Source organism: Caballeronia hypogeia (genome assembly GCF_001544875.2).
Taxonomy (GTDB): Bacteria; Pseudomonadota; Gammaproteobacteria; order Burkholderiales; family Burkholderiaceae; genus Caballeronia; species Caballeronia hypogeia.
Genome location: NZ_FCOA02000006.1, coordinates 170,587 through 185,957, shown reverse-complemented (window position 1 = coordinate 185,957; position 15,371 = coordinate 170,587). Strand labels below are relative to the sequence as shown.

Genomic DNA, 15,371 nt, shown 5'->3' with positions numbered 1-15,371 from the left:
AGAAAGCATCAATCGAAGCCCTGGAAAACAGCATCGTCCGGGCCGATTGAAGCCGGCGACTTCCACGTCGCATCGCGCATCGAATGCCGCACCTGATGCTCGACGCCCAGCAGCACCGCGAAAATCGCCATGCGAACTGCGATGCCATTGTCAGTCTGGCGAAAGATCGCGAGGCGCGAGTCGTGGTTCAGATCGGTCGCGAGATCGTTCGCGCCCGGACGGCTGTCGCGGGGCAGCGGATGCATGATGAGCGTGTCGCGTCCGCATACGTTGTCAACCAGCGCCTGATTGATCTGAAAATCCGGCGTATAGCCTTCGATCGACTCATCGGCGAAACGCTCTTTCTGGATGCGCGTCGCGTACACCACGTCCGCGCCGGTCAGGCCCGCGTGCAGATCGCTGGTCTGCTCGATCACATGATCGCCGCGCGCAATGCGCTCCACGATATGCGCCGGCATTTCCAGCGAGCGCGGCGAAACGAGCGTGAATTTCAGGCCTTTGTAGAGCGAAAGCAGTTTTGCGAGCGAATGCACAGTGCGGCCGTATTTCAGGTCGCCGACCATCGCGATATGCGCGCCGTCGACGATCTTCCCGAGCCTTGAGAACTCGCGCTGGATCGTATAGAGATCGAGCAGCGCCTGGCTCGGATGCTCGCCCGGGCCGTCGCCCGCGTTGATGACGGGAATGTTCGTCGCGCGCGCGAATTCCGCGACCGAGCCCTGTTCCGGATGGCGCACGACGATAGCGTCGGCATAGCCGCTGATCACGCGGCTCGTGTCGTAGATCGACTCGCCCTTGGCCATCGACGAGAACGTGAAGCCGGTCGTGTCGCACACCGAGCCGCCGAGCCGCGCGAACGCCGCGCCGAAACTCACGCGGGTGCGCGTGCTCGCTTCGAAGAACAGATTGGCGAGCACGGCGCCTTCGAGCACGCGCGTGATCTTTCTGCGCCGCGCGATGGGCTGCATCATGTCCGCCGTGCGGAACAGCGCTTCCGCCGATTCGCGTGAGAACTGGTCGATCGACAGGAGTTGCGGGCGACCTTCGAACTCGATCGTCGAATATGCGCTTTGCGTATATGCGCCGTTTTCCGGGATGCCAGCGAGAATCTCGGCGACGTAACGCGCGGCGATTTCCGGCATTGCCCGCGATTCCGGCGACTCGTCCGGCAGCAACCAGGTGTCGAGCGCCCGGCGCGAAACGCCAATGCGCGCCGCGAAAGCGTCGCGGGTCATGTTCAGACGCCGCATGGCGTCGCGAAGGACTGGCTGCTGCTGAAGTTCTTGAGTCACCGTCACCGCTCCCGAAATATACGCGGTGCGTATATTAGGTCACTCGCCGATCAGATGCAAGACGAGTTCGCGCTGATGCTGCGCCGTGCGATGCTCGAACACGTAGATCCCTTGCCACGTGCCGAGCACCATGCGGCCCGCTTCGACCGGAATCGAAAGCTGCACGGTGGTCAGCGCGGTGCGCAGATGGGCGGGCATGTCGTCCGGGCCCTCGGTGTCGTGCACGTAGCGGCCCGGCGCTTCCGGCGCGACGGACTCGAAATAGCGTTCGAGATCGGCGCGCACGTCGGGGTCGGCGTTCTCCTGGATCAGCAGCGACGCCGAAGTATGGCGGCAGAACAGGGTGAGCAAACCGGTGCGGACGTCCTGGAGATCGATCCAGTGATCGATGTCGCGGGTGACTTCGTGCAGGCCGCGCGAGCCTGTCGCGACTGTCAGATGGTGGAGTGCCTGTTTCATGTCGGTCTCCCTGCGAGGAAAATTGGCGCCACGCAATGAGTTTATCGGCTTCTTTGTCCGCGGATTCGTTCCGATCGATGAACTATGCTGTCTGCACGATAGTTCGGCGGAGGCGCGCTGTGTCCGTAAGACGGTCGAAAGGAACAACGTTTATTGCGATGCTTCTCGCGTATGCGCTCGCGGCCCACGCGGACGACGCGAACGACAAGCGCGCGAACCGCGAAAACCGCGGCAACGATCCTTTCCTGCACATATCGAGCGCGATCGCCGGTTGCGCCGCGCCCCTCGGTCCCTTCGAGACCGAGCAGGAATGGCTCGACGAAGCGCATTACCGCATCGAGCGCGGCAATAGCTGCTGGATCGCTGGCCGCTGCCGTCTCTCGAACAGCTACGACTACGACCGCGACATCGCTGAAAGCGTGACGCGACGCCTGAATTCGCTGAACGAGTCGATGCAGTGGCGCGAGAAAACCAGCCTGTGGCTCACCATCCAGCGCCGCTTCATCTATCTGGATGGCTGCGTCGCGCGCGATTTCGACAAGACCGGCTTCGTGTCCGCGCTCGGCGAAACCGCCGATGTCGAGAAGGTCATCGACCGGACCGCGCGCCGGCCGTGATCGTGGGGCCGTGATCGTTCAATTGGCCTAAGCTAGAAGGGAGACCGAAACGAGGAACTGCCGCGCGCATGCGCGTCCGGCGTCGCCGATGAGAACGAACCTCGCAGACTGGTTGTGGAACTGTGCCCGCGCGCTGCTGGCCGCGTTGCTTCTTGTGACGTCCGCTCATGCCGCGACGCCGCCGGTCGTCGTGATTCCGCTGAAAGGCGCGATCGGTCCGGCGAGCGCTGATTTCGTCGTGCGATCCCTTGCTCGTGCCGCCGACGAGCACGCGCAACTGGCCGTGCTCGAACTCGACACGCCCGGCGGCCTCGATCTCTCGATGCGCTCCATCATCCAGGCGATTCTGGCGTCGCCGGTGCCGGTGGCCACGTTCATCGCGCCGAGCGGGGCGCGCGCCGCGAGCGCGGGGACCTACATCACCTACGCGAGCCACATCGCGGCGATGGCGCCCGGCACGAACATCGGCGCGGCTTCGCCGGTGCAACTCGGCATGGGCGGGCCGGAGCGCGAGCCTACGGGCGCGAGCAAGTCCGCGTCCGGCGCCGAGGCGCAATCCACTGAAACGAGAAAGCAGATGCAGGACGCCGCCGCCTACATCCGCGGCCTCGCGCAACTGCGCGGGCGCAATGTCCAGTGGGGCGAGCGCGCGGTGCGCGAAGCGGTGGCGCTGTCGGCGACGGAGGCGCTGGAGCAGAAAGTCATCGACCTGACCGCCGCCGATATCCCCGACCTGCTCGCCAAACTCGATGGCCGCCACGTGACCACCGCCAGCGGCGCGCACGTGCTCGCAACCAAAAACGCGCCGCTCGTGGTCCTGCAACCCGACTGGCGCAGCCGCTTTCTCGCGACGATCACCGACCCGAGCGTCGCGCTCATCCTGATGATGATCGGCATGTACGGGCTGTTTTTCGAGTTCGCCAATCCCGGCATGGTGCTGCCGGGCGTTGCGGGCGCGATCTGCCTGCTGGTCGGCTTGTTCGCGCTGCAACTCCTGCCGATCAATTTCGTCGGACTGGGACTGATCGTGCTCGGACTCGGCTTTCTGGTCGCGGAGATGTTCCTGCCGACGTTCGGCTCGCTCGGCATCGGCGGGGTGATTGCGTTCGCGATCGGCGCGCTCATGCTGATCGACACCGACGTGCCTGGTTTCGGCGTACCGATCGGCGTCGTCGTCGGGCTGGCGCTGTTTACCGCGCTGTTCGTTTTCACCGTGTCGGGCGTGGCGTTGAAGGCGCGCCGGCGGCCCGTCGTGAGCGGCGGCGAGGCGATGCTCGGCAGCGTCGGCGTGATGCTGACGCGCGATGACGCGGCACATGATCCCGCGAGCGGCTGGGCGCGCGTGCAGGGCGAGCGCTGGCGCGTGCGGCCCGCGCGACCGGATGCGCTGCCGGTCGAAGGCGTGCGCGTGCGTGTGATCTCGCGTCACGGCCTCACGCTGACGGTCGAACCACTCGATGTCGATCGCGACATCGGCCGTTCCTGAACACATCGAACACATCGAACACATCGAACACATCGAACACATCGAACACATCGAACACATCGAACACATCGAACACATCGAACACATCGAACACATCGAACACATCGAACACATCGACAACGAGGCTTGAAAAATGGGGCTTACCTTCGGTTTCAGCGGCATTCTGATCGCGCTCGTCATTTTCATCGTGGCGTCGGCGGTGCGCATTTTCCGTGAGTACGAGCGCGGCGTCGTATTCATGCTCGGGCGCTTCTGGAAAGTGAAGGGGCCGGGGCTCGTGCTCATCATTCCAATCGTGCAGCAGGTCGTGCGCATGGACCTGCGCACCGTCGTGTTCGACGTGCCGCCGCAAGACGTGATCACACGCGACAACGTCTCGGTCAAGGTGAATGCCGTGGTGTACTTTCGTGTGGTCGATCCGGAGAAGGCGGTGATTCAGGTCGCGCGCTTTCTCGAAGCGACGAGCCAGCTTTCGCAAACCACCCTGCGAGCGATTCTCGGCAAGCACGAACTCGACGAACTGCTCTCCGAACGCGAGCGCCTCAACAGCGACATTCAGCGCGTGCTCGATTCGCAAACGGAAGCGTGGGGCATCAAGGTATTGAACGTGGAGATCAAGGACGTCGACATCAACGAGACGATGATCCGCGCGATCGCCCGCCAGGCCGAAGCCGAACGCGAGCGCCGCGCGAAGATCATTCATGCCGAAGGCGAGTTGCAGGCGTCCGAGAAGCTGCTGCAGGCGGCGCAGATGCTTTCGCAGCAGCCGCAGGCCATGCAGCTTCGCTATCTGCAAACCCTGACGACGATCGCGGGCGACAAGAACTCGACGATCGTCTTTCCGGTTCCGGTCGATATCGTTTCAACCGTCATCGACCGCTTCACCAAAGGTCCGACGCAGACTTAGACGAGCTTCGGGAAGTCGAGCGTCGTGTCGTTCACGCGGTTCACGAGATTCGTGAAGTTGATGACGCTCATCGCGAACAGCGCGTCGACCACTTGCGCCTCCGAGTAGCCCGCTTCGCGCACCTCTGCGAGACGCGCGGCGTCGACGGTGCCGCTCGTGCCCGCGACATGCCTCACGAAGCGCACGAGTGCATCGCGCTTCGCATTGCCGGTGGCTTCACCCGCGCGGATCTGCTGCGTTTCCAGTTGCGTGAGCCCGACCATCTTGCCGACGACCGTGTGCGCGGCGGCACAGTAGTCACAACCCGCCAGTTCGCTGACGGCGAGCTTGATGGCTTCGACATCGGCTTTTTCGAGGCTGCTCTTCGCGAGGATCGCATCGCCGTTGAGCGCGGCGCCGAGCGCGGCGGGGCTATGCGTGCCGATGGTCGCATAAGCGTTCGGCACCTTGCCCGCTGCCTTTTTGATCGCGGCGAAAAGTTCGGCGGTGACGCCCGTGGCTTCGTTGACGTTGATTTGCGAAAGACGTGACATGATGTGCTCCTTCGTTCAGTGGTTGGCCATCTGCATGGCATGGGATGAACTTTAGGCGCGGGCGTCTTTCGCGTGAATGCTCGGGCGGCTCGTAAAGCCGCGCGATCGTCTCAACGTGCGGATGCAGGCGCTTCATGCCATCATCGTGACTTCCCGCACGCGTCGCGAACCGGCACATGGACTATCTGACGAGCCTGAAGGTGTTTTGCACGGTGGTGGAAGCCAAGAGCTTCGCACGTGCCGCCGACATACTCGGCCTGTCGCCGCCGGTCGTGTCGCGCGCGATTTCCGGGCTGGAGGAGCGGCTCGGCAGCCGCCTCTTCAATCGCACGACGCGGCAAATTTCGCTCACCGAAACCGCCGAGCGCGTTTTCGCCGACTGTTCTCGGCTGCTCGACGAACTTCAGGCGATGGAAGAGCGCGCGTCGAACCGCGCGAGCGAAGCGACGGGTCTGTTGCGCCTCGTCGCGCACACGACCGCGATGATCAGCCGCTATGCGCCGCTGGTCGCGAGCTTCAGACGCGCGCATCCGCAAGTGCGTCTGGATATCTCGCTGACCGAGCGGCCTGTCGATCTCGTCGGCGAAGGCTACGACCTTGCGATCGTTTTGCCCTTCATGCTGTCCACGGATACCGCCGTCACGCGCCTTCTCGAAAGAATTCCGCTCGTACTGGTCGCGAGTCCGGCGTATCTCGCGCAGCATCCGGCGCCGCGCCATCCGTCGGAACTCGCCGATCACGTGTTCGTGCCGATGTCGCCGTCGATCCGCAAGCCGGAGCTGACATTTCGCATCGGCAGCGAGGAACTGCGCGTGCCGCTCAATCACGATATCGCGTCGAACAACGCGGTGTTCAATCGCGACATGGTGCTGGAGGGATTCGGCATTGGCTCTTTGCCTACGGCGCTCGTCGCGAACGAAATCGCCCAGGGACGGCTCGTCACCTTGCTCGATGCCTATGAACGCGTCGAATCCGCCATCGAAATCCGCCTTGCCTACAGCACGCGCACGCTGTTGCCGGCCAAGGTGCGCACTTTTGTCGAGCATGCGGCGCGGTTTTGCGCCGACGAAGGCCGCCTGCTCGACACGCCACAGCTCGCCGCAGCGCCGCAGCGCTAACCGCGACGCCTTGCCAGCAAAGCCTCCGCGCGATTCTTTCCGCCAGCGTTATTGACTCGTGTGCGCGATGACGCTTGACTGCGTGCATATGCACAATTAGTCTTCCGGGCTAAGACGGGCCGCTGACGGGCCCATTTTCCCAATCCAGTTGTGCATATGCACATTAATCACAAATGACGACTCCTACGACGAATATCGCTTCGGTCGCGGCGCCCGCTCTGGCGCGGCCGGCGCGGCGGATTCCCTGGATGCTGCTCGCGCTCGGGCTGGTCGGCCTCGTGCTGATCGCGGCCGCCGCTTACTGGGCGCTGGTGCTGCGTTTCATCCAGACGACCGACGACGCCTATGTCGGCGGCGACGTGACCGTGCTCGCGCCGAAGGTGAACGGCTTCGTCACCGATGTGCTCGTGCAGGACAACCAGCCCGTGAAGGCGGGTCAGGTGCTGGTCCGGCTCGATGCGCGCGACTACGACGCGCGCCTCGCGCAGGCCAGTGCGGAGGTATCGAGCGCGCGCGCGGCGGTCGCGGAGTTGCAGGCGAGGGACGCGCTGCAGGCGGCCGTCATCAACCAGCAGCAGGCCGAAGTGCGCGCGTCGTCGGCTGAACTGACGCGCAGCGGTCAGGACCGTTCGCGCTATCGCGAGTTGGTGAAGGACGATGCGGTGTCGAACCAGATCGTCGAGCGCGCGGATGCGGACTTCACGAAGGCGCAGGCGGCGGTGGACCGCAGCGGCGCGTCGCTGCTCGCGGCGAAGCGCCAGTTGAGCGTGATCGAAGCGCAGATCGCGGATGCGCAGGCGCGCGTCGCGACGGCGGAAGCAGCGCGGCGCGTCGCGGAGCTGAACGTTGAATACACGACGATCCGCTCGCCGGTCGATGGTTACGTCGGCAATCGCACGGCGCGCGTAGGCGTGCTCGCGAACGTCGGCACATCGCTGCTGACCATCGTGCCGTCGGCGGGTCTCTGGATCGATGCGAACTTCAAGGAAGATCAGTTGAAGAAGATGCGCGCGGGCGACGAGGCCGATGTCGAGCTCGATGCGTCTAGCGCGCCGATCACGGGTCACGTGGAAAGCCTCGCGCCCGCGACCGGCGCGACCTTCAGCGTGCTGCCCGCCGAGAACGCGACCGGCAACTTCACGAAGATCGTGCAGCGCGTGCCCGTGCGCATTCGCCTCGACGTGCCGAAGGGCATGGAAGCGGTGCTGCGCCCCGGTCTTTCCGCGACCGTGAAGGTGCATGTCCGCAAGCAGGCGAACGGCTGAGGAGCGCGCCATGACGCACACCATTCCCAACGATCCCGCGAGTCAGCCGATCAGACAGCGCGTGTTCGCCTTCGCGCTGATGTGCCTCGGCTTCTTCATGGCGACACTCGATATCCAGATCGTCGCGTCATCGCTGAAGGATATCGGCGGTGGACTGTCCGCGAGTCAGGACGAGTTGTCGTGGGTGCAGACCTCGTACCTGATCGCGGAAATCCTCGTCATCCCCATGTCGGGCTGGCTCTCGAAGGTGTTCTCGACGCGCTGGCTGTTCGTCGCGTCGGCGGTCGGCTTCACGATCACGAGCATGCTGTGCGGCATGGCGTGGGATATCAATTCGATGATCCTGTTTCGCGGCCTGCAAGGCGCGCTCGGCGCCGCGATGATCCCGACCGTGTTCACGACAGCCTTCGTGCTGTTCCCCGGCAAGCAGCGCCTGATCGCATCGACGACGATCGGCGCATTGGCCTCGCTTGCGCCGGCGGTCGGACCGGTCATCGGCGGCTGGATCACGGATCAATGGTCGTGGCACTGGCTGTTCTATCTGAATGTGGTGCCGGGACTGGTCGTCGCGCTGCTCGTGCCGAAGTACGTGCATGTCGACGAACCCAATCTGCCGCTGCTCAGGAAGGGCGATTATCTCGGCATCTTGCTGATGTCGGGCTTTCTCGGCTGCCTCGAATATCTGCTGGAGGAAGGGCCGCGCAAGAACTGGTTCGGCGATGACGTGATCGTCGCGTGTGCGTGGATTTCCGCGATCTGCGGCTTTCTCTTTCTCGTGCACGCGTTCACCGCGAAAGACCCGATCGTCGATCTGCGGGCGCTCGCGGTGCGCAACTTCGCGATCGGCAGTCTGCTGTCGTTCGTGACGGGCATCGGCATTTTCGTGTCGGTGTTTCTGACGCCGGTGTTCCTCGCGCGCGTGCGCGGGTTCGATTCGCTGCATACGGGTCTCGCGCTGCTTTCCGTCGGATGCTTTCAGTTGTTGAGCATCGGCGTATATGGCTTCGCGTCGCGCTTCATCGACATGCGCGTGCTGCTCGCGTTCGGCCTCGTCTGCTTCGGCGCGGGGTGCTACTTCTATACGCCGCTCACGCACGACTGGGGCTGGCAGCAATTCCTGCTGCCGCAGGCGTTGCGCGGCATCGGCCAGCAGTTCGCGGTGCCGCCCATCGTGACGATGGCGCTCGGTTCGCTGCCGCCGTCGCGTCTCAAGTCGGCAAGCGGTCTCTTCAATCTGATGCGCAATCTCGGCGGCGCGATCGGCATCGCGGTGAGCGCGACGATGCTCAACGATCGCCTCAATCTGCACTACCTGCGTCTGAACGAAAACGTGACGATCGGTCGGCCCGTCATCGACGATTTGCTCTCGCGCAGTTCCGCGCATCTTTCCGCCGCGGCCGGCGATGCGCTCGATGCCTCGCAGGCGGGCCTCGCGTCATTGCATGCGCTCGTCATGCGCGAAGCGCTCGTGCTGACGTTCGCCGATTGCTTCTACGTGCTTGCGCTGTGCTTTCTCGTCGGCATCGTGTCGGTGATGTTTTCGAAGCCGATCACGAGCGCGCCGCCTTCGTCCGATGCGCATTGAATCACGCTTTATCCGGATATTCCGATCATGAAGAAACTTGTCGCTGAAATCATCGCGAGTCTTGCACTGGCCGCCTGCGCCGTGCAGCCCGCGACGCACGCCGATCTTCCCGCGACCGTCAACGCGACTGCGCCCGCCGACTGGAACGTCGATGTGCCGAAACAGGTCATCGATCCCACTGCATGGTGGAATCAGTTCAACGATCCCGTGATGCATGAACTGGTCGCGTCGGTGCTGAACGACAACCTCGATCTGCAAGCGGCAATCGAGCGCGTGAAGCAGGCGCAGGCGATCACGACGCAACGCCGCGCCGCGCTGCTGCCGCAACTCGATGCGGGCGCGACCGGTTCGTACTCGCGCCAGAACACGCCGCCGCCGCTCGGCTATGTGAAGCAGGCGGGCGTCGGTCTCACGCTCAGCTGGACGCCCGATGTGTTCGGCGGCGAGCGCCTGGAGTTGCTGGCGTCGCAGGCGCGGCTCGTCGGCCGCGAGCATGCGGCGGATCAGGTGCGGCTCGCGCTCGCGGCGGATACGGCGGCCGCTTACGTCGATCTGCGCTGGGCGCAATCCGAGCTCAAGATCCTGCAGGACAATCAGGCGATCCGCGAACGCGGGCTCAGGCTCACGCAACGCCGCCTGCAATATGGTCTGTCGACGAAGCTCGATGTCGCGCGGGCGCAGAATCAGCTGAGCGACCTGCAGTCGCGCATCCCGCGCACGCAAGCGACGATCCAGCATCAACTCAGCCTGATCGCGGTGTATTCGGGACGCGCGCCGGAATCCATCGACAAGCTGATGCTCGCAGATGCCGGCGACGCCCCTGTGATTCCCGTGCCCGCAACCGGCGCGCCGCAAATGCTTCCGTCCGAAGCGTTGTTGCGCCGTCCCGATGTGCTCGTCGCCTACGCGAGCGTGCAGCAGCGCGCGGCGGAAGTAGGCGTCGCGCGCGCGGAGCGCTATCCGAAGTTTTCGTTGCGGCTCTCGGACGGCCTCCTGGCGTCGTCGTATCTCGGCTTGCCGACGCTCACCGACAACCTCTTCTCCGCCGCGCTCAACGCGACCAGCCCGATCTTCAACGCGGGCCGCATCACGGCGGAGATCGAGCAGAACGAGAGCAAGATGCGCGAGTCGGAGCTGCATCTGCGGCAGACGATGCTCGAAGCCCTGAAGGACGTCGAGGATACGCGCAGCGATCTCGTCAGCACGACCGAATCGACCGCGCGCCTGACCGAAGCGCTCAGCGCATCCGACCAATCGCTCACGCTCTCGACGCAGCTTTACAAGGGCGGCGCGGCGAGCTTTCTCGATGTGCTCGACGCCCAGGAATCGTATCTGCGCGATGCCGACGCACTCAATCAATCGAAACGTGAACACGCGCTCGCGGCGGTGGCGCTGTACCGGTCGCTGGGCGGCGGCTGGAGCGTAACCGGCGACGACGACGTGATCAAGACCGCGAACGCCCAAGTCAAGGAGACGAAATGAGCACGAGCCTGATCGAAGAAACGGCCGCCGGCCACGACGGCCTCACGCAAATGCGCATGCTGATGGCGTGCGCGCGCAAGCCGGGAATACTCGAATCGCTGAACTTCGAGTTCATCGAAGTGGAGGCGGGCAGGGCGGTGTTCGCGGGCGTGCCCGGCGATCACGCGTATAACCCGATCGGCACCGTGCACGGCGGCTATGCCGCGACCCTGCTCGATTCCGCGTGCGGTTGCGCGGTGCATTCGTGTCTGACGGCATCGCAGGCTTACACGACGCTCGAACTGAAGATCGCATATCACAAGGCGGTGACGCGCGATTCGGGCTTGCTGCGCGCGGAAGGGCGCGTGTTGTCGATCGGACGCCGCGCCGCGTTTGCCGAAGCCACGCTCAAGGACGCGAGCGGCAGATTGTTCGCGTCGGCGACCTCGACCTTGCTCGTCATGGAGCGGTGAAGAAAAAAGCCCGGCTCCTCGCGACAAGGAGCCGGGCTCATCGAGCTGTTGAAGCGAAACTTACTTCACGCTCTCCAATGCACGGCGCACCGTGCCGAAGATCTGATCGATCTGATCGTCTTCGATGATGAGCGGCGGCGAGAACGCGAGGATATCGCCCGTATAGCGCACGAGCACGCCCGCCTCGAAGCACTTGACGAACACTTCATACGCACGCGCGCCCGGCGCACCTTCGCGCGATTCGAGCTCGATGCCCGCCACGAGGCCGAGATTGCGGATGTCCTTCACGTACGGCGCATCGCGCAATGCGTGGGCCGCGCTTTCGAACTTCTCCGCCTTCGACGCCGCGCGCTCGAACAGCTTGTCGCGCTGATACAGATCGAGCGTGGCAATGGCCGCGGCGGTCGCGACCGGATGCGCGGAATACGTGTAGCCGTGAAACAGCTCGATGGCGTTCTCCGCGCCCGCATTGACGACCGTGTCGTGCACCTTGCGATGCGCGGCGACGGCGCCCATCGGAATGGTCGCGTTGTTGATGGCCTTGGCCATCGTGATGAGATCGGGCGTGACGCCGAAGTATTCGCTCGCCGTGGCCTTGCCCAGACGCCCGAAACCGGTGATCACTTCGTCGAAGATCAGCAGGATGCCGTACTTCGTGCAGATTTCGCGCAGCTTCTGCAGATAGCCCTTCGGCGGCACGAGCACGCCGGTGGAGCCCGCGAGCGGCTCGACGATGACCGCCGCAATAGTGGACGGATCGTGCAGCGCGACGATGCGCTCCAGGTCATCGGCGAGATGATCGCCCCACGAGGGCTGGCCCTTCGTGAACGCGTTGTGCGCGAGGTCGTGCGTATGGGGCAGATGATCGACGGAGGGCAGCAGCGCGCCCGAGAAGGTCTTGCGATTCGGCGCGATGCCGCCGACCGAAATCCCGCCGAAGCCGACGCCATGATAGCCGCGCTCGCGGCCGATCAGACGCGTGCGCTGGCCTTCGCCGCGTGCGCGGTGATAGGCGAGTGCGATCTTCAGCGCCGTATCGACCGACTCCGAGCCCGAGTTCGTGAAGAAGATGCGATCGAGCCCTTCGGGCATCAGATTGGCGACCTTGGTGGCGGCTTCAAAGGCGATCGGGTGGCCCATCTGGAAGGTCGGCGCGAAGTCCAGCGTCGTGAGCGTCTTCTGCACCGCATCGACGATCTCTTCCCGGCAATGGCCCGCATTCACGCACCAGAGACCCGCCGTACCGTCGAGCACCTCGCGGCCATCCGTCGAGCGGTAGTACATGCCTTTCGCGCTCTCGAGCAGGCGCGGCGCGCCCTTGAACTGGCGATTGGCGGTGAAGGGCATCCAGAACGACGAGAGGTCATCGATGACCGGGCGAGCATTCATAACGTGTCTCCTGAAGAAGTACGCCCACTGTATTCCTCGGCAAAATTGCACGGCATAGACAGTCGCTTCACTGCGTTGCTAACTGTGCTGGCAAAATGCTGTGAACTGTATTGGCTCGTGCGCCCATCGCGCGCTATGCTCGGATCCCATGATCGAACTCAAGCTGGAGCGCGGCTCGCGGCAGACCCCGACGCTCGTCGAACAACTGGTGCGCGCGTTCTCCTCGGCCATCGAGGAGCAGACGCTGCGCGCGGGCGCGCTGCTGCCGTCGGTGCGACGTCTGGCCGAGGCGGAAGGGCTCAGCACCTTCACGGTGACGGAGGCGTATGGCAGGCTCGTGTCGATGGGTCTCGTCACCGCGCGGCGCGGCTCGGGTTATCGCGTGGCGGTGCGCGGACACAGCGAGCGTCCGCGCGAAGTCGTCTGGCAGCCGCCGAGCCTTACCGCGACCTGGCTTCTGTCGGATGTATTCGCGGACCATTCGGTGCCGATCAAATCAGGCTGCGGCTGGCTGCCGAATGAATGGGTCAACGAAAGCGGCCTGCAGCATGCGTTGCGCGCGGTGAGCCGCGTGCCGGCCGCGCGCATTGCCGATTACGGTCATCCATACGGCTTCGCGCCGCTGCGCGCGCGCATCGCAGAGCAACTGGATCGTCATGGCCTGCCGGTCGACGCCGCTTCGAACGTGCTTCTGACCGCGGGCGCGACTCAGGCGCTCGATCTCATTGTCCGCACGCTTTTGCGTCCGGGCGACGCCGTCGTAGTCGAGGATCCTGGCTACTGCAATCTGCTGCAGATTCTTCAGCTCGCGGGGCTCACGGTGCATGGCGTGCCGCGCACGGTCGCGGGCATCGACACCGACGTGTTCGAACGTATCGTCATCGAACATCGGCCGAAAGCGGTGTTTCTCAACACGACGCTGCAGAATCCGACGGGCGCGACCTTCAGCATGGCATCGGCTTTCCGGCTGATGCAGATCGCGGAACGCCACGGACTTTGGGTCGTCGAGGACGATGTGACCCGCGAACTCGCGCCACCCGGCGCGCCCCTGCTCGCGGCCATGGAAGGGCTCAGCCGCGTGCTCTATGTCGGTGGCTTCGCGAAAACCATCACGCCTGCGCTGCGTTGCGGCTATGTCGTCGGCGAGCGCGACGTGCTGCGCGAACTCGCGCGTACGAAAATGGCGGTGGGGCTGACTTCGTCGGAGGCGACGGAGCGCATCGTCGAGAAAGTGCTGACGGAAGGGCGCTATGCGCGCCACGTCGAATTCGTCGTTGAGAAGCTGAAAGACGCGCATGCGCTCGTCGAGGAGCGCATGGATGCGCTGGGTGTCGGGCTGTTCCGGCGTCCGCGCGCGGGCTTGTTTCTCTGGGGCGAACTGCCGATCGATCCGGCGCAGGGCAGCGCCGTCGCGACGCGCGCATTGCAACACGGCATATGGCTCGCGCCGGGTTCGTACTTTCGTCCGGGCGATGCCGAGAGCGCGTGCTTTCGATTCAACGTTCCCTATTCAGTCGACGACGCCCTCTGGATTTTTCTGGAGCGGTCGATAAAGGGAAATTAAAAAACGGATACGGCGAATCGATTCGCCATATCCGCTCGATATTGATTTATTGCGCGACTTGCGAGGAAGCGGAAGCCGAAACTTGTCCGCGTTGATTCTGCGCGGCGTGCTGCGTGTTCCTGAAGTTATCGAAATCACCGCCCTGCGCCGATTCTTCGGCGGCGAAGGTTTGTGCGCTTACGCCATGCTGCGAAGCCGGAGCGCCGACATCGGGACGATAATGCGGCGCGGGGCCATAGCCGCTGGCAAAAGCGGGAGCGGCGAAAACAGAACTCAGGGCAATGGCGAGGCCGACTACAAATCGCTTGTTCACGAGAATGCTCCAACGGAAAATTGAGGAGATGCAGTTGTTCCAGACACGGCAACTGCAATCGGAAAAGCGCTTCGTTTGCTGTGAAATACGAAACGCCCCGACTTGTGAACGCAGTGTAGAAGGACCGGGCAAACTTTTAATCTGCCCAAATGCCAATTGAGTTTTCGTCGATCTCAAACAATGGGAAAACGCCGCGAATCAACGCGGCGCTTTCCATATGCAGTCACGTCTGAGGCGTGGACGAATCGGTGGTTTGCGGTTGTGCGACGGCATCGTCCGGAGCGGTCGAAGTCGTGGTGGCCGCGTTCGTCGCCGCCTGTTTGCGCGCCGTGCGTTTGACGGCCGGTTTCGCGGCGCCGGTTTTCTTCGCGGCCGGCGCAGCGGCCTTTTTCGCGGCGGGCGCGCGCGTTTGCGTCGTCTTGGCTTTCTTTGCTGCTGTCTTCGTCGCGGTTTTCACTGCGGTTTTCGCAGTCGAAGTCTTTTTCGCCGCCGCTTTCTTCGCGGCCGCCTTCGGCTTGGCCGCGTTTTCGACGCCTTCGGCATCGATCAGAAATTTGCTGCGATCCTTCACGTTCGCGATCCATGCAGGCGGCCGCGCCCAGCCGCTCCACGTTTCGCCAGTCTTCGGATTGCGATATTTGGCCGGCAGCTTGCCTTTCTTCGCCAGCTTCGTCATGGCTTCATGACGGCCGGCGGGCGCGGGATACGCGACGCCCGGTTTCTTCGCGGCGCGTTTGGCCGCCTTGCCGTGACGGTCGATATCCGCGGTTGTCAAACCGTGCCGTTCCATCATGGCGCGGATGTCGTCGAGCACGGCCTGCGCGCGATCCGCGATCAGGGTTTCGGCCTGCGCCTGCAACTTCTTGAGTTTCGCTTGAATCTGCTTGAGTGTCGCCATTGCGGTCTCCT

The 15,371-nt window shown here is 63.9% G+C and carries 16 protein-coding genes; 10 read left to right on the top strand and 6 right to left on the bottom strand.

Features of this window, described 5'->3' with window-relative positions; all coding sequences use genetic code 11:
• Positions 1–8: 8 nt before the first annotated feature.
• Positions 9–1,250 (bottom strand): aspartate carbamoyltransferase, encoded by a 1,242-nt coding sequence (locus AWB79_RS12630; RefSeq protein ID WP_061167761.1) that lies wholly within the window; start codon positions 1,248–1,250, stop codon positions 9–11.
• An 81-nt stretch (positions 1,251–1,331) separates the two neighbouring features.
• On the bottom strand, positions 1,332–1,751 hold the full coding sequence (locus tag AWB79_RS12625) for a secondary thiamine-phosphate synthase enzyme YjbQ (RefSeq protein ID WP_061167760.1): 420 nt from the start codon (positions 1,749–1,751) through the stop codon (positions 1,332–1,334).
• 158 nt (positions 1,752–1,909) lie between these two features.
• Between AWB79_RS12625 and AWB79_RS12620 the strand changes: the two genes are divergently transcribed.
• The 4 genes from AWB79_RS12620 (at position 1,910) to AWB79_RS12610 (ending at position 4,761) form a co-directional block, all read left to right on the top strand.
• Positions 1,910–2,368 carry a hypothetical protein gene (locus AWB79_RS12620; RefSeq protein WP_061167759.1) on the top strand — a complete coding sequence of 153 codons (459 nt, stop codon included), beginning with the start codon at positions 1,910–1,912 and terminating at the stop codon, positions 2,366–2,368.
• An 88-nt stretch (positions 2,369–2,456) separates the two neighbouring features.
• A complete protein-coding gene (locus tag AWB79_RS12615) occupies positions 2,457–3,854 on the top strand; it encodes an NfeD family protein (RefSeq protein ID WP_061167758.1) in 1,398 nt (465 codons plus the stop codon).
• The gene (locus AWB79_RS39465) at positions 3,826–3,984 is read left to right on the top strand and encodes a hypothetical protein (protein ID WP_157695758.1); all 159 of its coding nucleotides are present in this window, start codon (positions 3,826–3,828) and stop codon (positions 3,982–3,984) included. The genes AWB79_RS12615 and AWB79_RS39465 overlap by 29 nt, the downstream gene beginning before the upstream one ends.
• A 3-nt stretch (positions 3,985–3,987) precedes the next feature.
• On the top strand, positions 3,988–4,761 hold the full coding sequence (locus tag AWB79_RS12610) for a slipin family protein (RefSeq protein ID WP_061167757.1): 774 nt from the start codon (positions 3,988–3,990) through the stop codon (positions 4,759–4,761).
• Here the strand turns inward: AWB79_RS12610 and AWB79_RS12605 are convergent.
• The gene (locus tag AWB79_RS12605) at positions 4,758–5,294 is read right to left on the bottom strand and encodes a carboxymuconolactone decarboxylase family protein (RefSeq protein WP_061167756.1); all 537 of its coding nucleotides are present in this window, start codon (positions 5,292–5,294) and stop codon (positions 4,758–4,760) included. The two genes, AWB79_RS12610 and AWB79_RS12605, sit on opposite strands and share 4 nt — an antisense overlap.
• 176 nt (positions 5,295–5,470) lie before the next feature.
• Between AWB79_RS12605 and AWB79_RS12600 the strand changes: the two genes are divergently transcribed.
• From AWB79_RS12600 to AWB79_RS12580, 5 genes are all read left to right on the top strand, one after another.
• Positions 5,471–6,412 (top strand): LysR family transcriptional regulator, encoded by a 942-nt coding sequence (locus AWB79_RS12600; RefSeq protein ID WP_061167755.1) that lies wholly within the window; start codon positions 5,471–5,473, stop codon positions 6,410–6,412.
• Between the two features lie 173 nt (positions 6,413–6,585).
• Complete coding sequence (locus tag AWB79_RS12595; protein ID WP_061167754.1) at positions 6,586–7,677, top strand: HlyD family secretion protein; 1,092 nt, start codon at positions 6,586–6,588, stop codon at positions 7,675–7,677.
• A 10-nt stretch (positions 7,678–7,687) separates the two neighbouring features.
• Entirely contained in the window at positions 7,688–9,262 is a 1,575-nt protein-coding gene (locus tag AWB79_RS12590; protein WP_061167753.1) for a DHA2 family efflux MFS transporter permease subunit, read from the top strand.
• 27 nt (positions 9,263–9,289) lie between these two features.
• Positions 9,290–10,744: an efflux transporter outer membrane subunit gene (locus AWB79_RS12585; RefSeq protein WP_061167752.1), complete on the top strand. Its 1,455-nt coding sequence runs from the start codon at positions 9,290–9,292 to the stop codon at positions 10,742–10,744.
• Positions 10,741–11,196 carry a PaaI family thioesterase gene (locus AWB79_RS12580; RefSeq protein WP_061167751.1) on the top strand — a complete coding sequence of 152 codons (456 nt, stop codon included), beginning with the start codon at positions 10,741–10,743 and terminating at the stop codon, positions 11,194–11,196. Before AWB79_RS12585 ends, AWB79_RS12580 begins: the two co-directional genes overlap by 4 nt.
• A gap of 60 nt (positions 11,197–11,256) precedes the next feature.
• Here the strand turns inward: AWB79_RS12580 and aptA are convergent, their stop codons facing one another.
• The gene (aptA, locus tag AWB79_RS12575; protein ID WP_061167750.1) at positions 11,257–12,585 is read right to left on the bottom strand and encodes an omega-aminotransferase AptA; all 1,329 of its coding nucleotides are present in this window, start codon (positions 12,583–12,585) and stop codon (positions 11,257–11,259) included.
• Between the two features lie 148 nt (positions 12,586–12,733).
• Here aptA and AWB79_RS12570 point away from each other — a divergent pair, with 148 nt between their 5' ends.
• Positions 12,734–14,149, top strand: a complete 1,416-nt coding sequence (locus AWB79_RS12570) for an aminotransferase-like domain-containing protein (protein WP_061167749.1) — start codon at positions 12,734–12,736, stop codon at positions 14,147–14,149.
• A 46-nt stretch (positions 14,150–14,195) separates the two neighbouring features.
• Here AWB79_RS12570 and AWB79_RS12565 read toward each other — a convergent pair whose 3' ends face one another.
• Positions 14,196–14,462 carry a hypothetical protein gene (locus AWB79_RS12565; protein WP_061167748.1) on the bottom strand — a complete coding sequence of 89 codons (267 nt, stop codon included), beginning with the start codon at positions 14,460–14,462 and terminating at the stop codon, positions 14,196–14,198.
• A 223-nt stretch (positions 14,463–14,685) separates the two neighbouring features.
• Complete coding sequence (locus tag AWB79_RS12560) at positions 14,686–15,360, bottom strand: H-NS histone family protein (RefSeq protein ID WP_061167747.1); 675 nt, start codon at positions 15,358–15,360, stop codon at positions 14,686–14,688.
• Positions 15,361–15,371 lie beyond the last annotated feature (11 nt).